The organism is Sphingomonas sp. TREG-RG-20F-R18-01, assembly GCF_022662475.1.
Lineage (GTDB): Bacteria > Pseudomonadota > Alphaproteobacteria > Sphingomonadales > Sphingomonadaceae > Sphingomonas.
Genome location: NZ_JAKNQQ010000002.1, coordinates 331,826 through 350,199 on the forward strand (window position 1 = coordinate 331,826; position 18,374 = coordinate 350,199).

General features: G+C 67.1%; 20 protein-coding genes. 15 read left to right on the forward strand and 5 right to left on the reverse strand.

Annotated features, from left to right (window positions below; translation table 11 throughout):
• Positions 1 to 216: 216 nt before the first annotated feature.
• The 8 genes from L8K25_RS07070 (at position 217) to L8K25_RS07105 (ending at position 6,663) form a co-directional block, all read left to right on the forward strand.
• A complete protein-coding gene (locus tag L8K25_RS07070; protein WP_242138191.1) occupies positions 217 to 870 on the forward strand; it encodes a MotA/TolQ/ExbB proton channel family protein in 654 nt (217 codons plus the stop codon).
• Entirely contained in the window at positions 867 to 1,445 is a 579-nt protein-coding gene (locus tag L8K25_RS07075) for an OmpA family protein (RefSeq protein WP_242138192.1), read from the forward strand. The genes L8K25_RS07070 and L8K25_RS07075 overlap by 4 nt, the downstream gene beginning before the upstream one ends.
• 6 nt (positions 1,446 to 1,451) lie before the next feature.
• On the forward strand, positions 1,452 to 2,006 hold the full coding sequence (locus L8K25_RS07080) for a flagella basal body P-ring formation protein FlgA (protein WP_242138193.1): 555 nt from the start codon (positions 1,452 to 1,454) through the stop codon (positions 2,004 to 2,006).
• A 63-nt stretch (positions 2,007 to 2,069) separates the two neighbouring features.
• Positions 2,070 to 2,354, forward strand: a complete 285-nt coding sequence (locus L8K25_RS07085) for a flagellar biosynthesis anti-sigma factor FlgM (protein ID WP_242138194.1) — start codon at positions 2,070 to 2,072, stop codon at positions 2,352 to 2,354.
• Positions 2,351 to 2,704 (forward strand): flagellar protein FlgN, encoded by a 354-nt coding sequence (locus L8K25_RS07090; RefSeq protein WP_242138195.1) that lies wholly within the window; start codon positions 2,351 to 2,353, stop codon positions 2,702 to 2,704. Before L8K25_RS07085 ends, L8K25_RS07090 begins: the two co-directional genes overlap by 4 nt.
• Before the next feature lie 230 nt (positions 2,705 to 2,934).
• Positions 2,935 to 3,840 (forward strand): lytic transglycosylase domain-containing protein, encoded by a 906-nt coding sequence (locus L8K25_RS07095; RefSeq protein ID WP_242138196.1) that lies wholly within the window; start codon positions 2,935 to 2,937, stop codon positions 3,838 to 3,840.
• A 34-nt stretch (positions 3,841 to 3,874) separates the two neighbouring features.
• Positions 3,875 to 5,926 (forward strand): flagellar biosynthesis protein FlhA, encoded by a 2,052-nt coding sequence (gene flhA, locus L8K25_RS07100; RefSeq protein WP_242138727.1) that lies wholly within the window; start codon positions 3,875 to 3,877, stop codon positions 5,924 to 5,926.
• Positions 5,923 to 6,663, forward strand: a complete 741-nt coding sequence (locus L8K25_RS07105) for a FliA/WhiG family RNA polymerase sigma factor (RefSeq protein ID WP_242138197.1) — start codon at positions 5,923 to 5,925, stop codon at positions 6,661 to 6,663. Before flhA ends, L8K25_RS07105 begins: the two co-directional genes overlap by 4 nt.
• A 542-nt stretch (positions 6,664 to 7,205) precedes the next feature.
• Here L8K25_RS07105 and L8K25_RS07110 read toward each other — a convergent pair.
• From L8K25_RS07110 to L8K25_RS07120, 3 genes are all read right to left on the reverse strand, one after another.
• Positions 7,206 to 7,445: a hypothetical protein gene (locus L8K25_RS07110; protein WP_242138198.1), complete on the reverse strand. Its 240-nt coding sequence runs from the start codon at positions 7,443 to 7,445 to the stop codon at positions 7,206 to 7,208.
• Between the two features lie 14 nt (positions 7,446 to 7,459).
• On the reverse strand, positions 7,460 to 7,831 hold the full coding sequence (locus L8K25_RS07115; RefSeq protein ID WP_242138199.1) for a DUF4440 domain-containing protein: 372 nt from the start codon (positions 7,829 to 7,831) through the stop codon (positions 7,460 to 7,462).
• A gap of 119 nt (positions 7,832 to 7,950) precedes the next feature.
• On the reverse strand, positions 7,951 to 8,808 hold the full coding sequence (locus tag L8K25_RS07120) for a LysR substrate-binding domain-containing protein (RefSeq protein ID WP_242138200.1): 858 nt from the start codon (positions 8,806 to 8,808) through the stop codon (positions 7,951 to 7,953).
• Positions 8,809 to 8,899: 91 nt separating this feature from the next.
• Between L8K25_RS07120 and L8K25_RS07125 the strand changes: the two genes are divergently transcribed.
• Positions 8,900 to 9,904 carry a bile acid:sodium symporter family protein gene (locus tag L8K25_RS07125; protein ID WP_242138201.1) on the forward strand — a complete coding sequence of 335 codons (1,005 nt, stop codon included), beginning with the start codon at positions 8,900 to 8,902 and terminating at the stop codon, positions 9,902 to 9,904.
• 137 nt (positions 9,905 to 10,041) lie between these two features.
• Here L8K25_RS07125 and L8K25_RS07130 read toward each other — a convergent pair whose 3' ends face one another.
• Positions 10,042 to 11,307, reverse strand: a complete 1,266-nt coding sequence (locus L8K25_RS07130) for a nucleoside transporter C-terminal domain-containing protein (RefSeq protein WP_242138202.1) — start codon at positions 11,305 to 11,307, stop codon at positions 10,042 to 10,044.
• A 305-nt stretch (positions 11,308 to 11,612) separates the two neighbouring features.
• On the opposite strand from L8K25_RS07130, the gene L8K25_RS07135 reads away from it, so the two are divergent.
• The 6 genes from L8K25_RS07135 (at position 11,613) to L8K25_RS07160 (ending at position 16,386) form a co-directional block, all read left to right on the forward strand.
• Positions 11,613 to 12,287, forward strand: coding sequence for a queuosine precursor transporter (locus L8K25_RS07135; protein ID WP_242138203.1), 675 nt, complete (start codon positions 11,613 to 11,615; stop codon positions 12,285 to 12,287).
• A 212-nt stretch (positions 12,288 to 12,499) separates the two neighbouring features.
• On the forward strand, positions 12,500 to 13,399 hold the full coding sequence (argB, locus tag L8K25_RS07140; protein WP_242138204.1) for an acetylglutamate kinase: 900 nt from the start codon (positions 12,500 to 12,502) through the stop codon (positions 13,397 to 13,399).
• Between the two features lie 238 nt (positions 13,400 to 13,637).
• A complete protein-coding gene (locus tag L8K25_RS07145) occupies positions 13,638 to 13,940 on the forward strand; it encodes a YggT family protein (protein WP_242138205.1) in 303 nt (100 codons plus the stop codon).
• Positions 13,941 to 13,956: 16 nt separating this feature from the next.
• On the forward strand, positions 13,957 to 14,832 hold the full coding sequence (gene folD / locus L8K25_RS07150) for a bifunctional methylenetetrahydrofolate dehydrogenase/methenyltetrahydrofolate cyclohydrolase FolD (protein ID WP_242138206.1): 876 nt from the start codon (positions 13,957 to 13,959) through the stop codon (positions 14,830 to 14,832).
• A gap of 25 nt (positions 14,833 to 14,857) precedes the next feature.
• Positions 14,858 to 15,478: a MarC family protein gene (locus L8K25_RS07155; RefSeq protein ID WP_242138207.1), complete on the forward strand. Its 621-nt coding sequence runs from the start codon at positions 14,858 to 14,860 to the stop codon at positions 15,476 to 15,478.
• A 287-nt stretch (positions 15,479 to 15,765) separates the two neighbouring features.
• Entirely contained in the window at positions 15,766 to 16,386 is a 621-nt protein-coding gene (locus L8K25_RS07160; RefSeq protein WP_242138208.1) for a PEPxxWA-CTERM sorting domain-containing protein, read from the forward strand.
• A gap of 165 nt (positions 16,387 to 16,551) precedes the next feature.
• On the opposite strand, the gene L8K25_RS07165 is transcribed toward L8K25_RS07160, so the two are convergent.
• The gene (locus tag L8K25_RS07165) at positions 16,552 to 18,369 is read right to left on the reverse strand and encodes an AcrB/AcrD/AcrF family protein (protein WP_242138209.1); all 1,818 of its coding nucleotides are present in this window, start codon (positions 18,367 to 18,369) and stop codon (positions 16,552 to 16,554) included.
• Positions 18,370 to 18,374: the final 5 nt, after the last annotated feature.

Here is an 18,374-nt window from a genome sequence, read left to right on the forward strand (position 1 = left end):
TCCGTGTTCTCCCGCGAAAGCGGGAGCCCAGGAGTCGCGAGAGCTGTTAGCTGTTGTTTTGCTTGGCTCAGGATTCCCGCCTTCGCGGGAAACAGCAAACGGGGGGGCGGGAACCGACTTCGGCAAAAGTCTCGCAGAAGCCGGAGTGGCGGGTTGGACCAAACCATAAGCCGTCACCAGTTTGGCCCACGGCTTGCAGTGCTTCCTGCGATGTCCATGACCCTTTCCCCGTTCCTCGACCCCATCGCCTTCGCCATCGTCGTCGGCGGTACGGTGACCGCTGCGGCGCTGCGGACCTCCGCGGGGGACATCGGCCGGGGGATGGCGGCGCTTCGCACGCTGGCTGCGCCGCGCTTTGCGGCGGATCCGCTGGTCGAGCAGATCGCCGCGTTCGGGCGGATCGCCAAGCGACACGGCGTGCTCGCGCTCGACCGCTCGGTGATCGCCGACCCCGACATCGCCGCCGCGGTCGCCGCGATCGTCGATGGGGCCGCGCCCGAGGACATCGCGGAATTGCTCCGCCAGCGCCGCCGCGCGCGCGCCGAACGTGCCGCCGCCGTCGCGGAGCTGTGGTCCGGTGCCGCCGAGACCGCCCCTGCGATGGGGATGGTCGGCACGCTGATCGGGCTGGTCGGGATGTTCGTCAAAATGCAGGATCCGCATGCGATCGGCGCGTCGATGGCAGTGGCGTTGCTCGCCACCTTATATGGCGCGTTGCTCGCCAATCTGGTGCTGGCACCGATCGCCGCCCGGCTGCGCCGGATCGCGCGCGACGAGGCGGTCGAGCGGTTGCGGCTCGAACCCCCGCTGATCGCGCTGGCAACCCGCGAACAGCCGCGCCGACCGCTCGCCGTGGCGAAATCGGCATGATCGCGCGCGACGACGACCTTCCTGAAATCGCCCCCGCGCGCCCAGCGTGGCTGATGACGCTCGCCGATCTGGCATTGCTGCTCGTCGCGTTCTTCGTCTTCATGCAGGCCAATCAGCTCGACGGAGGCACGCTGGCCCGCGGGATCCGCGCCGGTTTCGGGGGCGCGGATACCGGTGCCGACGTTCCGCCGGCGCCGATGCCGGTCGCGGCCAGCGCGCTGGACGGCTTTGCCCCCGGGTCGGCGGAGGTGCCGGCCCCGGTCGCGCCGCTGGTCGGCTGGGCGACCGAGGCGCTGCGCGATCCGCGCGCCACCCTTGCGGTGACCGGGATGGTCGACGGCACCACCACCGACGTCGACGCGGCGACGCAGAGTCCGGCGCTGCTGGCCGCCGACCGCGCGCGGAGCGTTGCCAGCGTCCTGATCGCCCATGGAATCGACCCCCGCCGCATTGCCCTTACCGCTGCCGGTCATCCCGGTCGCCGCAGCGTCAGCGTGACGACGGGGTTTGCCGGCAACCGGCAATCCGTTGCCGCGCCGGTTTCCGCTCCTCCTGCCGCCCATACAAGGACCTGATCCATCATGCGCCGTTTGCCGCTGCTGTTCCTCGGCCTCGTCGCCATCCCTGCCTTTGCCGCCCCCGCCTTCGCTGCGCCGTTCCAGGATACCGGCGCGATCGATCGCGCGGTTGCCGCCTTCACCGGCCATGGTGTCGGGAATGAAGGCGGCGCGCGCACGCCCGTGGATGCGCGGCTGAAGCTTGCCGCCTGTCCGATGGTGTCGATGGCGTGGCGCACCGATACGCATGATGCGGTGGTCGTGACCTGCACCGGTCCCGAATGGCGGTTGTTCGTTGCGGTGAAACTTCCCGCCGTCCTGCCAAAGGGCGCAAGCCCCCTGGTCATCACCCCGAGCGCGCAGCCCGCCGCGATCAAGGCGGTCTATGTCATCAAGCGCGGCGATCCGGTGACGATCAGTGCGGGGTCGCCCGGCTTCTCGATCACGCGCGAGGGCGTCGCGGTCGGCGATGCGGTCGTGGGCGGGCGGTTCATGGTCAAGGTCGACGACCAGAAGAACCCGGTCCAGGCGGTCGCGATCGCCGCGGGCAGCGCGACCCTGCCGGGTTGGACAGAATGATTTAAGCTTTGCCGCAACCGGTCGTTATACCCTTCGTCATCTCTTCCCAAAGGTGCTGATGTGGTGGACGCGATCGGACCCAAGACTGTTTCAACGCCGGATCGGCTGGTCGTATCGACCACGCCGGTGACGACGGTCGCCAGCGTGGCAAAGCAACCCGCCGAGGTCGCGCGGCAGCCGCTCGAACTGTCGGCGATTGCCTCGGAGGTCGGCAAGGGCGTGCCGGTCGACAGTCAGCATGTCGAGGATGTCCGCCGTGCGGTGCGCAACGGGACCTATCCGATCACCCCCGACACGATCGCGGATCGCATGCTTGCGTTGAAGCTCAACTGGAGCCCCAAGAAATGACGCCCCCCGCAACGCGCCGAGACGCGCTGATCGCCGTGATCGAAGCGCTTCATGCTGAGATCGCCGCGCTCAAGACCAACGACGTCGGTGCGCTGGAGCGCGCGACGACCGACAAGTTGATGCGGATCGAAGCGGTTGCGGCATTCGGCGACACGCCGCCGGGCGCCGAGATGCGCGCGCTGGCCCAGGAAGCCCAGCGGCTGAACGACACCTGCCGGATCTACGTCAACCTGATGGCGGCAAATGTTCGCCGCCGCCTGCAAAATCTGACCGGTTCGGCCGGCATGGCAATGGGGGCGGCGCCGGGCGCGGTGTATCGCGCGGGGATGGGGCTGGCGGCGTTGGCCTGAAGGGCGGCGGCGTCGCTACCTTTTCATAACCGCTTCCCCGGCGAAGGCCGGGGCCCAGTCGCGCAGGTTTTCATAACGAAGCGCTGACCTCCGCCACTTCTGCTCCTCAACTGGGCCCCGGCCTTCGCCGGGGAAGCAGACAGTTGAAGGAAGTGGCATCCCCGAAAACTGGCACGTCTCTTGCTGATACCGGGCTGTCCGCCTCATCGCGGATCAACAGCCGGGGACCAATGCCTTTCAATCCGCTTTCCATTCTGAACGGGGCCGTCGATGCAACCGGCGCGGGCGGATCGATTCGCAGCGCGATCGCCAATGCCAGCCAGAAAACCGGCATCGACTTCAACTATCTGATGGGCCAGGCCAAGCTCGAGAGCGGGATGCGCAGCAACGCGCATTCGGGCACGTCGAGCGCGAGCGGCCTCTACCAGTTCGTCGACCAGAGCTGGCTGCGCGTGGTCAAGGCGCATGGCGCGGAGCACGGCCTCGGCTGGGCGGCGAACGCGATCTCGACCAGCGCGAGCGGCAAGGCGGTCGTCAACGATCCCGCGACGCGCCAGGCGATCCTGTCGCTCCGCAATGATCCGACCGCCGCGTCGCTGATGGCCGCCGAGCACGCCAGCGACAATAAGGGCGCGATCGAGGGCTCGCTCGGCCGCAGCGCCACCAGCACCGATCTCTATATGGCGCATTTCCTTGGCCTGGGCGGCGCGCGGCAGTTCCTCACCGCGATGCAGACCAATCCCGATCGCAGCGGTGCCGCGATGTTCCCCGCCGCCGCCAATGCCAATCGCAACGTCTTCTATGATTCGACCGGCGCGCCGCGCTCGCTCTCGCAAATCTACAACCGTTTCGCCGCCAAGCTCGACGCGGCGGGCGCGCCGCAGACGATCGGCGCAACCTCGGGCCTGTCCGCGACTCGGCTCGGCGAATGGGGCGCGGACGTCATTCCCGGCAATGGCGAGGAATCGACCTCCAACGCCGCGGTCTGGGCGCAGAACACGCTCGCGCAGCTGAGCGGCACCAGCAGTCTTGGGGGCAGCCTCGCGGGCACCCGCACCGAAACCGCGAGCCTGCTCCGCCCGACCCCGACTACCGCGCGGCTCGCGTACATGATGCTCGCGACGATGGGAGCCTGATCCAGTGGCCTTGTCCCCCAAGACCGGTGGCGTGATGCCGCTGCTGCGCTCCGCCGCGCTGCCGGTCGCGATCCTGTTGCTGGTCGTGCTGATGGTCGTGCCGATTCCGGCGGCGATGCTCGACGTGTTCTTCATCATGAACATCACGATCAGCCTCGCGGTGCTGATGGTCAGCCTCAACGCACAGAAGCCGCTCGATTTCTCCGCCTTCCCGACCGTGCTGCTGTTCGCCACGCTGTTCCGCCTGAGCCTCAACGTCGCCTCGACGCGTGTGGTGCTGGTCCACGGACATGAAGGCGAGAGCGCGGCGGGCCATGTGATCGAGGCGTTCGGGACGTTCCTGATCGGCGGCGATTATGTCGTCGGCCTGTTCGTCTTCGCGATCCTCGTGATCATCAACATGATCGTCGTCACCAAGGGCGCGGGCCGCGTGTCCGAAGTCAGCGCGCGCTTCACGCTCGACGCACTCCCGGGCAAGCAGATGGCGATCGACGCCGATCTCAACGCCGGGCTGATCACCCCCGACGAAGCCAAGGCGCGCCGGATCGAGGTCTCAACCGAGGCCGATTTCTACGGCTCGATGGACGGTTCGTCCAAGTTCGTGAAGGGCGACGCGGTCGCCGGCCTGCTGATCCTCGCCGCGAACATCGTCGGCGGGCTGATCCTCGGCCCCGTCAGCCACGGCATGACGATCGCTGATGCGGCGCATAATTACGTGCTGCTCGCGATCGGCGATGCGCTCGTCGCGCAGATCCCGTCGCTGATGCTGTCGATCGCCGCCGCCGCGATCGTGACTCGCGTCACCTCCAGCATGGATCTCGCGGGCCAGATCGGCAGCCAGTTCGGCTCGGCGCGGACCTGGACGCCGGTCGCGATCATCCTCGCCTTGCTCGGGCTGATGCCCGGGATGCCGCATCTGGTGATCCTCCCTGCCGCCGGGCTCGCCGGGTTCGCCGCGTGGAAGATGCGCCAGGCGTCGCGCCGCCCCGCCCCGGTCGAGGTGGTCGCGCCCGAGCCGGTCGATCATTCGAAGATCGGCTGGGACGAAGTGTCCGACCTCATGCAGGTCAACCTCGACATCGGATACGGCCTCGTGCCGCTCGTGGACGAACGTCGCGGTGCGCCTTTGATGGGCCGGATCACCGGGGTCCGCCGCCAATTGTCGAAGGACATGGGCTTTGTCATCCCGCAAGTCCGCGTCCGCGACGACATCAACCTGCCGCCCTACACCTACCGGATCATCGTCGGCGGCGTGGTCGTCGGCGAGGACAGCGTCTCGCCCGACGAAATGCTCGCGCTCGACACCGGGCAGGCGATCGGCGGCCTGATGGGTAAGCGCGCCAAGGACCCGACCTTCGGGCTAGACGCGGTGTGGATCGCGGCGGGGGATGCGGATGCGGCAACCGGCGCGGGCTATCTTGTGGTCGATCCGGGCACCGTCATGGCGACGCACCTCAACCACCAGCTGACCCAGCATTCGGCCGAGCTGCTCGGCCCCGACGAAGTCCAATCGCTGCTCGACGGGTTGAAGGACCGGGCCGCCAGCCTCGTCGCGTCGCTGTCGCCCAACCCGCTCCCGCTGACGACGCTGACGCAGGTGTTGAAGGGGCTGCTCGCGGAGAACATCCCGCTCAAGGAATTCCGCCGGATCGCCGCCGCGATCGCGGTCGCCGCGCAGCGCACCGCCGATGCCGAGGAAATCATCGAGGCGATCCGCCCCGACCTCGGCGGGCTGATCATCGGCAAGATCTGCGGCGTGCGCGAGCCGCTCCGCGTGATGACGCTCGAGGGCGGGCTCGAGGGGCTGCTCGGCCAGGCGATGCGCGCCGATCCGTCGCGCCGCCACACGATCGAGCCCGATCTCGGCCGCCGCATCGTCGATGCGCTGCAACGCGCGGCACAGCCGCTGGTCGACGAGGCCAAGCCGTTCGCGCTCGTCGTCCAGCCCGCGATCCGCGTCGCGATCCGCAAGCTGGTCAAGACCTGCCTGCCCGACATTCCGGTAATGAGCTTCTTTGAAGTGCCGGAAGAAAAGGCCGTCGAAGTCGTCGCCGTGATCGGCGCTCCCGGAGCCCTGCCAGCATGATGCAGCTTTCGCCCACCGCCTTCACCGATGCGCAGCCTTTGGTCTATGGCCGCACCGCCGCCGGGCCGGACCTCAAGCTGCTGGCGAAGAAGCATATGCCGCTGGTCCGGCGGATCGCGTGGCATGTCCACGGCAGCATGTCCTCCTCGGTCGAGGTCGAGGATCTCGTCCAGATCGGGCTGGTCGCGTTGGTCGAGGCGGCGGGCGCGTTCGAGGAGCGCGGGCAGGTGACGTTCGAGCAATATCTGATGACACGCGTGCGCGGCGCGATGATCGATGCGCTGCGGCGTTCGGCTACGCTCACGCGCGGCGCGATGCAGCGCAAGCGGCAGTATGAACAGACGGTCGCGGCGATGACGACCGAACTGGGCCGCGCGCCCGACGAGGCAGCGGTCGCGGCGCGGCTCGGCGTGTCGCGCGAGAAACTGCGGATCGATTATGCGAGCGCGCAGCCGGTGCGGCTCGAACCGATCGAGGATCTCTATTCGGACGAAGGCCCGTGGTTCGCGAGCGACGAGCCCGACGCCTTCGCGCAGCTTTCCGAAAGCGAGGAGCGCAACACGCTGATCGCTGCGATCACCGCGCTGCCCGAGCGCGAGGCGCTGGTGATCCAGCTGTATTATGTCGAGGAAATGAACCTTGAGGAGATCGGGCTGGTGATCGGCGTCGGGTCGGCGCGGGTGTGCCAGATCAAGGCGTCGGCGCATGCCAAGCTCAAGAAGGCGATGCTGGGGTAGCGCCCGTCAGTGCCCCCTCTCGCTCTTCCCCGGCGAAGGCCGGGGTCCAGTAGCGAAACGGGGGAAGTCGAAAGACTGCGCTTCGTTACCTCAGCCACTTCGATTGGGCCCCGGCCTTCGCCGGGGAAGTGCACCGTTAGGGAGGAAAAGCTAAATCAGCGCACGCGAGGCTGAAGAAAGCGTTCCCGAAATACCACCGTCAGCCATACCGAACGCCTCCCCGGCGAAGGCCGGGGCCCAGGAGCGAAACGGGAGAAGTCGAAGGACCGCGCTTCGTTACCTCGACCACTTCGACTGGGCCCCGGCCTTCGCCGGGGAAGTGCACCGTTAGGGAGGAAGAGCTAGATCAGCGCACGCGAGGCTGAAGAAAGCGTTCCCGAAATACCACCGTCAGCCACACCCAACGCCTCCCCGGCGAAGGCCGGGGCCCAGGAGCGAAACGGCGGAAGTCGAAGGACTGCGCTCCGTTACCTCGACCACTTCGCCTGGGCCCCGGCCTCCGCCGGGGAAGTGCAAAAACGCAGAGGACGTTCGCGCCCCCGTCAGTCGCCCGACGCCATCCCCTGCTTCCGCGCGCCCACGATCATCTTCCGCGCGATCCCGCGCACGGCCTCGTCATCCTGCGTCCCGTCATTCGCCGGATCGCCGAGGTGATCCAGGCTCCCCTCGAGATAATCGAGCAGCCCCGGATGTTTGTCCTCGACATATTCCATCAGCTTGAACAGCAGATGTTCGGTCGCGATCTCGCGCTGGCGGACCTGAACTGTGGTGTCGTCGCTCATCATCGCCTCCGGGATTACCGCTCGACCGACTTGGTCAGCACAGGCGTCTGCTGATGCTGGACGACGCGCCACACTTCGTGCTCGAGCCGACGGATCACCGACGAACAATGCGCCTCATAGGCCTCATCGCCGCGCTGCGCATGGACGTGATAGCCGATCACGATCAGCCCCTCCTGCGGGCGCGAGACGGTCCGTTCGGTGAGCTCGGCGCTGTCCCACACCGGCGTATCGGCGACCGCATCGATCGCCTCGGTGCCCTGCAGCACGAACGGCGGGCGGGGGAGGACCATCACCACCTCGGGGTCGACCTTTTCGCGGTAATTGTCAGGCCCTTCGGTCCAGAGGCTTTCCTCGAAGCTCCACAGCCGTGCGTCTTCCATCATCATTCTCCCGAGTGTCAGGGGAGGAAGGCCGGACGGCGCAAATCGTTCCGAACAAAGGGGCATGGCACGACAGCCGGGAACATATCCGCCCGATGAGTTTCCAGGCGGACCGGCCGCGGCGGCTATCCCAGGCTCGCCCATTGCAGGATCGATCGGGTCAGCGCTTCGGCGACCCGCTCGCCGCGGCCGGGGCCGAGGATGACGAATTCGATTTCCGGCAAGACCGGCAACAGCCCCTCCGGCGTGACCCGCGCCAACCCGGCGGGCAGCAGTCGCTGCGAATGCGGCATGATCCCGACTCCGGCGCGCGCGGCGGCGGTCAGTGCGCTGAGGCTCGCGCTGGTGAAGGCGACACGCCACGCACGCCGCGCTGCGTCGAGCGTGGCGATCGCGAGCGATCGGGTGACGCTGGGGGGCGGATACAGCAGCAGCGGGAGTGGCACGGTCGGGTCCAGGGAATAGTCGGGCCGCGCGACCCAGGCGACCTGCTCGCGCCACGCGGTTACTCCGCGCGGATCGCCCGACCGACGTTTGGCGAGGATGATGTCGAGCTGCCCCGCGTCGAACGCATCATAGAGGATCTCGCTCAGTCCCACGGTTACGAGCAGGTCCACCTCGGGATGCCGCCGCGCAAAGCTGGCGAGTACGTCGGGGAGCGCCGAGAGCACGAAATCCTCCGATGCGCCGAACCGCAGCCGACCGCGCAGCGGTACGCCGGTCAGGTGGCGGTCCATCGTGTCATAGGCCTCGAGGATGCGTCGCGCCGGATCGACGAAGCTTTCCCCCTCGACCGTCAACGCGACGCGGTGCGTGTCGCGCGCGAACAGCCGCCGCCCGGTGAGCCCTTCCAGACGCTTGATCTGCTGGCTGACGGTCGATTGGCGTGTGCCGAGCGCGCGGGCGGCGGCAGTGAAGGTGCCCGTTTCAAGCACGGCGACAAAGGCGCGTAGCAGGTCGGGGCCGATACTATCCATGGTCATCACGATGCATGATGACTGTTATCGTGTCCATCATGATTGTGCATGACATCGGCGCGGCGTACTTCGGGGCAGGACGAAGGGACTTACCAAGATGACTGCTTTTCGCACGATGATCCGCCGCCTGCCGATCGACCCCTATCTGCTGCTGCTAATCGCGACGGTCGCGGTGGCGTTCGTCTTTCCGGCGCGTGGGGCCACGCAGCCCGTCGCGGAGGGCAGCGTCACGATCGCGGTCGGGCTGTTGTTCTTCCTGTACGGCGCGCGGCTGTCGCCCGGCGCGGTGTGGGCGGGGATCACGCACTGGCGGCTGCAATCGCTGGTGTTCGCGAGCACCTTCCTGATCTTCCCGGCGATCGGGCTTGGCGCCTATTGGGCGACGCGCGGCTGGTTGCCCGAGGATATCGCGGTCGGGTTGCTGTATCTGTGCCTGCTCCCCTCCACCGTCCAGTCATCGATCGCGTTCACCTCGATCGCGCGCGGGAACGTGCCCGCGGCGCTATGCAGCGCGTCGGTCTCCAACCTGCTCGGGGTCGTGCTGACGCCGTTGCTGGTCGCGTTGCTGTTGCGCTCGGTCGGGGGCGGGGTGTCGCTCCATGCGATCGAGGGGATCGCGCTGCAGATCCTGCTGCCGTTCGTCGCCGGGCAGGTCGCGCGACCGCTGATCGGCGGGTGGCTGGTCGCGCATCGCACGATCACGTCGGTGGTCGATCGCGGGTCGATCCTGCTGGTCGTCTATGCCGCGTTCAGCGCCGGGGTGGTCGCGGGGGTGTGGACCAGCCTGTCGCCGGGCGATCTCGGAATCGTGCTGGCGATCGACCTGGTGATCCTCGCGCTGATCCTGGCGATCACGACTTTGCTCAGCCGCTGGCTCGGTTTCTCGAAGCCGGACGAGATCGCGATCGTGTTCTGCGGGTCGAAGAAGAGCATGGCGGGCGGGATTCCGATGGCGACGATCCTGTTCGCGGGGCATTCGGTCAGCCTGATCGTGCTGCCGCTGATGCTGTTCCACCAGGCGCAACTGTTCGTCTGCGCGACGCTCGCGCGGCGCTATGCGCGGCGGGCGGAGGATGTGGGGGAGGTGGCGGTGCTGGCCTGAAGCCGCACCCGACCGGGTTGCGCGCCCGATATCCGTTCGGGCTGAGCGCAGTCGAAGCCCCCGCGCCACGCCGGCCCTTCGACTTCGCTCAGGGCGAACGGAAGGGGGGAGGGGATCGTCAACGCGCCTTCAGACCGTTACCCCAGCAACAACCCGGCCAGCGCCGCCGACATCAGATTCGCCAGACTCCCCGCCGCCAGCGCGCGCAGGCCGAGCTTGGCGATCATCGGTCGCTGGTTGGGCGCCAGGCTCCCCGCCGACGCCATCTGGATCGCGATCGACGAGAAATTGGCGAAGCCGCACAGCGCGAACGTCACCACCGCGGTGGTGTGCGGCGAGAGATTCTTCATCTTGCCGAGATCGATGAACGCGACGAATTCGTTGAGCACGATCTTCTGCCCGAACAATTCGCCCGCCGCGCGCGCCTCGGTCCACGGGATGTCGAGCAGGAACATCACCGGCGCGAAGACGAAGCCGAGCATCCCCTGGAAACTGAGGTCGGGATAGCCGAACCACCCGCCGATCCCACCGAGGATCCCGTTCGCGAGCGCGACCAGCCCGACGAACGCGAGCACCATCGCGCCGACCGCGACCGCGATCCGCACGCCGGTCTGCGCGCCGTTGGCGGCGGCCATGATGATGTTCGCGGCGCGTTCTTCCTCAAGCGCCTTCTCGGCGACGTGGAGCACCGCTTCCTCGGGATCATCGCCGAGCGCGAGCTCGCCCGCGGGCGCGGTGGTCTCGTCGGGCATGATGATCTTGGCCATCAGCAACCCGCCCGGCGCGGACATGAACGACGCCGCGAGCAGATAGGGCAAAGCACCCTGGCCGAGGAAGGTCGCGTAAGCGAGCAGGATCGTCCCCGCGACCCCCGACATGCCGACCGTCATCACCGCGAACAGCTGCGGCGGGGTCAGCCCGGCGAGATAGGGGCGGATCACCAGCGGCGATTCGCTTTGCCCGACGAAGATGTTGGCGGCGGCGCACAAGGCTTCCACCTTGGACACGCCGATCACCTTCTCGATCGCGCCGCCGACCCAGCGGATCACGAACTGCATGATCCCGAGATGGTAGAGGATCGACACGAGGGCCGCGAAGAAGATGATGACGGGAAGCGCCGAGAAAGCGAACGCCGTCCCGAAGGTCGGGTCGCTCGCGAGCCCGCCGAAGATCGTCGTCGTGCCCGCCTTGGCATAGCCGAGCAGGTTCCACACCCCGCGCGACATGCCCTCGATCATCTGGCGGCCGATCGTGCTGTGGAGCACGAGGATCGCGATCGTCACCTGCAACGCGAACGCCGCGCCGACCACGCGCAGTCGGATCGCGCGGCGATTTGTCGACAACAGGATGGCAAGCCCCAGGATCACGACGATGCCCAGGATGCCGATCGGAAATTTGTCCACGTATTCCCCGCAGTTTCGCGCGCACTCCCCAAATTACGGCGCGCAACGGGTGGGGACCATACACGCAGACGCGGATAGGGCTAGGGGGCGGGGGAGAAAGTGAGGGGTGGGGCCGACCGCGCGCGGTTTTTACAAACCTCCGTCATCCTGAACTCGTTTCAGGATCCAGCTCTCCGCGAGTCCGGACTATGCCTGTTGCACGGTGGATGCTGAAACAAGTTCAGCATGACGCCAGCTTTTGGGGTGCGGAAGGCCGCCCGGGAACCGATTCCCTTTTTGCGAACATTCCGCTAGCGTCCCGCGCGATGACGACACCTGCTCCTGCGATCCCGCGTTCGCTTTTCGCCTTTTCGATCTTCTACGGCGGCATGGTCTGCATCGCGGGAGTGCTCGGCAACAAGCAGGTCTCGCTCGGGCCGATCTCGCTGCTCGGGCCGCTCGTCGGGATCGGGCCGCTCGCGGTCGAATCCGGGATCTTCGCGTTCCTGCTGCTCGTCGTCGTGTCGAGCGCGGTGGCGGAACTGCATGGGCGGACGGTCGCCAACCGGCTGGTGCAGATCGGGTTCGTGCCGTTGATCGCATCGATCCTGCTGTCGATCGCCGTGCTCGCCGCGCCGGCCGCGCCCGCGATGGAGCCCGCGCGGCGCGACGCGTTCGCGCTGATGATGGGGGGCACGCCGCGGATCTGGCTCGGCGGGATCGTCGCCTACGGGATTTCGCAGACGCTCAACGTCACGATCTTCAGCTGGCTCAAGCGCAACGAGACGGGCGGGCTGTTGTGGCTGCGCGCGGGGATCTCGAGCATCCTCAGCCAGATCGTCGACACGCTGCTGTTCGTGACGATCGCGTTCTACGGCGTGTTCCCGATCGGGTCGCTGCTCGCCGGACAGATGCTCGCGAAGGTGACGCTGTCAGCGGTGCTGGTGCCGCCGCTGATCTATCTGGTGGTGGGCATCGGGCGGCGACTGGATCGCGCTTAACCGTCACCCCGTCGACGGCGAGACCTCTGTGAAAGTCGACTTGTTGCCTTCCCGTCACCCCGGCGCAGGCCGGGGCCGCCATGCCAGCGGGCAAAACCGTCGATACCGCACCCCGGCGTCCCGCCGCGCTCAAATAACCACACGGCCCCGGCCTTCGCCGGGGTGACGGCTTGTGGCTTTCGCATCCATGCCATCCGAGATAAGGCGCGGGCATGACCGATCATTCCCCCGCTCCAGCCTTGCTCGCCAAGGCCGAAACGCTGGTCGAGGCGCTGCCCTACATGCAGCGGTACGCCGGCAAGACCTTTGTCGTGAAATATGGCGGCCACGCGATGGGCGATCCCGAGGCGGCGCGCGATTTCGCTGAGGACGTCGTGTTGATGAAGGCGGTCGGGATCAATCCCGTCGTCGTCCACGGCGGCGGCCCGCAGATCGGCGCGATGCTCAAGCGGCTGGGCGTCGAATCGCGCTTCGTCGACGGTCTGCGCGTAACCGATGCGGAAACCGCGCGGATCGCCGAAATGGTGCTCGCGGGCTCGATCAACAAGGAAATCGTCGGCTGGATCGGCCAGGCGGGCGGCCGCGCCGTCGGGATTTCGGGCAAGGACTCGAACTTCGTCACCGCGGTCAAGGTCGGGCGCGAGACGCCCGATACGCTGCAGGGGATCGAGCGGCACGTCGATCTCGGGTTCGTCGGCACGCCGGTCGGCGTGGACCGGCGGATCATCGATACGCTTTCGGAAGCGGGCATCATCCCGGTGGTCGCGCCGATCGCGATCGGTACCGACGGGCACACCTATAACATCAACGCCGACACGATGGCGGGTGCGATCGCCGCTGCCTTGGGCGCGGAACGATTGTTCATGCTGACCGACGTGGTCGGCGTACTCGACAAGGACAAGGAGCTCGTCACCGATCTCGATCCGGCGGGCGTCGCCCGCCTGCGCGCCGACGGGACGATCTCGGGCGGGATGATCCCCAAGCTCGAGACGTGCGTCCATGCGGTCGAGAGCGGGGTCGGCGCTGCGGTCATTCTCGACGGACGCGTGCCGCATGCTATGCTGCTCGAGATCTTCACCAAGCGTGGGGCGGGGACGCTGGTCCGGCGCTGAGCGACCGACCTATACTTCTGCCGTCACCCTGAACTTGTTTCAGGGTCCACCGCACAGCGAGTCCGGTCCGGGCCCGTCGCGCGGTGGATGCTGAAACAAGTTCAGCATGACGGAAGGTGGGGCGGAACGGCGTCCGGGGGGGGGCGAAACGATCAGCTGCCGGCCAAAACGCTAAGGGGGTGTTCGCATTTGCGAGATACCGCTAGGATCGCACAGCTCAACGCCCGGAGACGCCATTTTGCATACGATCATCCAGATATTGCAGGTCCTGATCAGTGCGATCACGACGATCGTGCTGATCCAGGTGGTCCTGTCGCTGCTCGTCTCGTTCAATATCATCAATACCTACAACGAGCTGGTGCGCTCGATCTACAACGGCCTCAACCGCGGGACAGAACCGCTGTACCGCCCGTTCCGCCGGATCCTCCCCGATTTCGGGCAGATCGATCTCGCACCGTTCGCGCTGCTGCTGACGCTGCGGATCATCAGTATCGTCCTCAACAATTACGACGCGCACCTGCTGGTCGGCGCGCCGCTCTGATCCGGAAGGGCTCGACATGACCGCTACGATCATCGACGGCAAGGCGTTCGCCGCTGCCTTGCGCACGCGCATCGCCGCACAGGTCGCGACCTTTACCGAGGCCGCCGGCCGCGCGCCCGGCCTCGCGGTCGTGCTGGTGGGCGAGGATGCGGCCTCCGCGGTCTATGTCCGCAACAAGGGCAAGGCGACGCAGGGCGCGGGGATGATCAGCGTCGAGCATCGCCTCGCGGCCGACGTCGCGCAGGACGCGCTCCTCGCACTGGTCGACACGCTCAACGCCGATCCTGCGATCGACGGGATCCTTGTCCAGCTCCCGCTCCCCGGCCATATCGACGAGCGCGCGGTCACGACGCGGATCGATCCCGACAAGGATGTCGACGGTTTCCACCCGGTCAATGCCGGACGGCTCGCGACCGGGATCGCAGGCTTCGTGCCGTGCACCCCGCTTGGTTGCGTGATGCTGCTGAAGGATACGCTCGGCGACCTGACCGGGCTCGACGCGGTGGTGATCGGCCGGTCGAACATCGTCGGCAAGCCGATGGCGCAATTGCTGATCGCCGAAAGCTGCACCGTCACCGTCGCGCATTCGCGCACGCGCGACCTGTCGAGCGTGGTCAAACGCGCGGACATCGTGATCGCGGCGGTCGGACGGCCCGAGATGGTCAAGGGCGACTGGCTCAAGCCCGGCGCGACCGTGATCGACGTGGGGATCAACCGGACCGAGGCGGGGCTCGTCGGCGACGTCGATTTCGCAGGCGCGATGAGCGTCGCGGGCGCGGTGACGCCGGTGCCGGGCGGGGTCGGCCCGATGACGATCGCCTGCCTGCTGCGCAACACGCTCGTGTCGGCGGCACGGCGCGAAGGCGTGGTGCTCGACGAGACGGCCCTGTGATCGCCGCCCGGGTGGCGATCGGGGCATGATCGAACTCTACATCTCCTCGCTCATCACCTTCTTCGTGGTGATCGATCCTCCTGGTTGCGCGCCGATCTACGCCGGGCTGACCGCGGGCGCGTCCCCGGTCCACGCGCGTTCGATGGCGATCCGCGCGGTGATGGTCGCATCGGGCATCCTACTGGTGTTCGCGCTGTTCGGCGAGGCGCTGCTCCACGGGCTCGGCATCAGCCTCGCCTCGTTCCGCATCGCGGGCGGGATCATGCTGTTCCTGATCGCGCTGGAAATGGTGTTCGAAAAGCGCACCGAACGCCGCGAGGACCGCGCCGCCAAGATTGCCGGCACGCCCGAAGTGGAGGACGTTTCGATCTTCCCGATGGCGATGCCGATGATCGCGGGGCCGGGGTCGATCGCGTCGGTGATGCTGCTGATGAGCCGCAACGAAGGAATCGAGCGCTCCGCGGTCGTGCTGGGGGCGCTGGTCACGATCCTGCTGCTGACGCTGGTGGCGTTGCTCGCAGCGGGGCCGATCATGCGCGTGCTGGGCGCGAAGATCGAGGCGGTGATCACGCGGTTGCTGGGCGTGCTGCTCGCGGCGCTGGCGGTGCAGTTCGTGATCGACGGGATCCGGGTGAGCCTGGCGTAACGTCGCAGGCGACGACCGGCGTTCGACGGTGTCGGGCGCGGTCGACCGGTAAGTATCGGGCGGATGTCTTTCCGTATCGGGGGGATGTCTTGTAATAATTGTGAAGTAAATCTGTGATCGTACATCCGGTCGGGAAACTGTCGTGACCGAATAGGGCCGACTCGTAACGAAGCCTTACAGATGACGCTGTCGCGACTTGACGACGAAGTTCAGATGATTGGCAAACTACGTCCGGCACGCTGTTTGCTTCGGTTTCACTACCCGAATGACGGGGTAGGAGAAAGACCATGAATGCCATCAAGCATGCTTTCGCCGCGACGGTTCTAGCCGTTGCCGCCTGTGTTGCCGCGGTTCCGGCGTCCGCTACCACGGTCGTCACCTTTGAGGGGGTGCCGGACCAGGTTCTGATCAACGACTATTACAATGGCGGTATTGCCGCAAATGGGTCGAGCGGCCCGAACATCGGGGTCGCCTTCACCAATTTCAGCAGCTATGTCGGGGCCGGGTCGCCCAGCAGCACGATCGCCTATAACAGCGCCGCCGTCGCGACCAGCACCTTCGCGGCAGGATTCCAGTCCCTCAACTTCCTGTACGGTTTTTTCGGTACCGGCACGATATCGGTATTCTCCGGGCTGAACGGTACCGGAAGCCTTCTGGGCACGCGGACCTTCGCGGCGGATATCGCCAGCTTGGATAATGCGTTTTCTGCTGGTTCGGTGGCGTTCTCCGGCACGGCGAAGTCGTTCACCCTGGCCAGCGCCGTTGGCAACGCCGGGTTGGACGACATCACCTTTGGGGCGTCCGCCGTTCCCGAACCCGCCACCTGGGGCTTGATGCTCACCGGTCTCGGGATGATCGGCGGAACGGTCCGTCGTCGGAAGGTAAAGACGGCGGTGGCCTACGCGTAAGTTCGCCGCGATGCGCTGATGAAAGCCACCGGCCGAAAGGCTGGTGGCTTTTGTTTCATCCCCCGCTCGGTCGAAAGTGCGTGAGTCGCCGGCGCCCGGCCAGCGTCCCGTCGCACGCGTCGCATTTCCAGCCCGACCGTCCCAGCGATCGGTCCGATACCGCATTCACGCAGGCTTGATCCGGAACAACCGCAGCGGCGACCCCCGCGGCAAGTCGATCGGCTCCAGCCAGTCGAACGTCTTGCGATGCGCGAGCTGCGCGTAAAAGCCGTTGGGCGCGCGCACCCGGTAATTGGTCGATTCCGACATGTTCGGGCACACCAGCAGCAGCGTCGCGCCATGCCGTTTGGCGATCGCGCGAAAATTCTCCGGCGTACCCTTGAAGGCATGCTGCACGTCGAGGATGGCGTCGCCATTGCGGTGATACGGCCCCGCGATCGCATTGTGATGCGTCAGCGTGATCAGCCGGGGCCCCAGGTCGACAAAGGTAAAGACCGTCTGCGCCGGCACGCGATCGAGCGGGGTCATCGCGCTCATCGTCGGGCAGGAGGCGCTGGCACGGTTGATGATCTGGACACGCCTGGTCGGTCGGTCGGGCGGGCTGTATTGCAGGTTGAGCCCGGCCCAGCGCAGGTCGATCGGCGTCATCACCGCGCCCGCGAAGCTGCCTGAGGCAAGCACCACCACCGCTGCTGTGCCGAGCACGCGGACCACGACGCTCTTGCTCGCCTGCATGACGGGGACGAACAGCCAGATCATTGCAACCGCGCCCGGGACCGCCAGCATCTGCGCCGCGGGGCCCGCGCGCGCCTGCCACAACAGCATCAGCGCGGCGAAGGTGACGAACAGCAGTACGGGGGCCCAAAGCCCGCCCCGCGCGGTGCCGCGCGCCCGCCAGCTTGCCAGCGCGGCGCCGATCACCCCGATGATCGGCAGGACGACGATCGGAAAGGCGGTGCGGAACGGGTGGCTGTAGATCGGCTTGGCTTCGCGCACATTGTTGAGCCAGCTCGCGGCGAGCTCGGGCGAAACCTGTTCGGGGCGGCCGAGGCATTGCGGGAAGACCAGCGCGAACCCCGCGACGATCACGCCCCCCGCCAGCACGGCGAGGCCAAGCCGCACCCAGCGGTTCGCGGGGTTGGCCCAGGCCATGGCGAACAGCAGCGCGCCCGCCACGACCATCACGCTCAGCCATACCGGAGTCAGCGCGTCGCAGCGCGCCACGCTGTTGGCGTAGGAAGCGAACGCGGCATAACCGATCGCGCATCCGCCGCCGAGCGAGAGCGCATAGACGGTCAGGCGGCGCGCGCCGTCGCGGTCCCAGATCCAGCGGAGCGCCAGAATCGCCCCCGCCATCGCGGCATAGGGCAGCATCTCGAGCCCGATCGACAGCGACACCGCGCTCGCCAGCCCGACGATCGCGCCGCCGCGCGCATCGCGCGGATCGCACAGCCCGGCGACGGTGAGGCTCAGCATGGCGAGCTGCCACCCGTGATGGTCGATCCGCTCCGGCATGAACATCAGCATCGTCGCCACGCAGCAGAACACGAGCACCGCGATCGCCACCGGCCACGCGGCCGGACTGACCAGCCGCCGCACGGTCGCGCCAAGCCCGAGGATCGCGATGCTCAGCGGCAGCAACGGCGCGATGCCGCACGCGAGCATCTCCGCCTCGCGAGATCCCACGAACGGACGCAGCGTCACGATCAGCGCGGCGATCGGGAGGTCGACGATGCGGCTCCAGTGGATGTCGAAGCCGTGCGGCGGGTTCATGCGATATTGCCGCAGGTCGTACCAGCCCTGGCCGTTCAGCCAGGCGCGGACCTGCATCAGCCGCATGTTGTCGTCGGTGTCGCCGAGCTGGAGGTAATGGATTCCGGTCCAGCGATTGATCACGTAATAGAGTGCGACCAGTGCCCAAGCGAGCAGGCTCAGGCGAACCCAATCGCGCTCCACCGTGCGCGCCAGCGAACCGTCATTCATCCAAA

Bases quoted from the DNA above. Each gene is read 5' to 3' on its own strand.
- L8K25_RS07070 (WP_242138191.1), top strand. From the start codon at position 217: ATGACCCTTTCCCCGTTCCTCGACCCCATCGCCTTCGCCATCGTCGTC.
- L8K25_RS07075 (WP_242138192.1), top strand. From the start codon at position 867: ATGATCGCGCGCGACGACGACCTTCCTGAAATCGCCCCCGCGCGCCCA.
- L8K25_RS07080 (WP_242138193.1), top strand. From the start codon at position 1,452: ATGCGCCGTTTGCCGCTGCTGTTCCTCGGCCTCGTCGCCATCCCTGCC.
- L8K25_RS07090 (WP_242138195.1), top strand. From the start codon at position 2,351: ATGACGCCCCCCGCAACGCGCCGAGACGCGCTGATCGCCGTGATCGAA.
- L8K25_RS07095 (WP_242138196.1), top strand. From the start codon at position 2,935: ATGCCTTTCAATCCGCTTTCCATTCTGAACGGGGCCGTCGATGCAACC.
- flhA (WP_242138727.1), top strand. From the start codon at position 3,875: ATGCCGCTGCTGCGCTCCGCCGCGCTGCCGGTCGCGATCCTGTTGCTG.
- L8K25_RS07105 (WP_242138197.1), top strand. From the start codon at position 5,923: ATGATGCAGCTTTCGCCCACCGCCTTCACCGATGCGCAGCCTTTGGTC.
- L8K25_RS07110 (WP_242138198.1), bottom strand. From the start codon at position 7,445: ATGAGCGACGACACCACAGTTCAGGTCCGCCAGCGCGAGATCGCGACC.
- L8K25_RS07115 (WP_242138199.1), bottom strand. From the start codon at position 7,831: ATGATGATGGAAGACGCACGGCTGTGGAGCTTCGAGGAAAGCCTCTGG.
- L8K25_RS07120 (WP_242138200.1), bottom strand. From the start codon at position 8,808: ATGACCATGGATAGTATCGGCCCCGACCTGCTACGCGCCTTTGTCGCC.
- L8K25_RS07125 (WP_242138201.1), top strand. From the start codon at position 8,900: ATGACTGCTTTTCGCACGATGATCCGCCGCCTGCCGATCGACCCCTAT.
- L8K25_RS07135 (WP_242138203.1), top strand. From the start codon at position 11,613: ATGACGACACCTGCTCCTGCGATCCCGCGTTCGCTTTTCGCCTTTTCG.
- argB (WP_242138204.1), top strand. From the start codon at position 12,500: ATGACCGATCATTCCCCCGCTCCAGCCTTGCTCGCCAAGGCCGAAACG.
- folD (WP_242138206.1), top strand. From the start codon at position 13,957: ATGACCGCTACGATCATCGACGGCAAGGCGTTCGCCGCTGCCTTGCGC.
- L8K25_RS07155 (WP_242138207.1), top strand. From the start codon at position 14,858: ATGATCGAACTCTACATCTCCTCGCTCATCACCTTCTTCGTGGTGATC.
- L8K25_RS07160 (WP_242138208.1), top strand. From the start codon at position 15,766: ATGAATGCCATCAAGCATGCTTTCGCCGCGACGGTTCTAGCCGTTGCC.
- L8K25_RS07165 (WP_242138209.1), bottom strand. From the start codon at position 18,369: ATGAATGACGGTTCGCTGGCGCGCACGGTGGAGCGCGATTGGGTTCGC.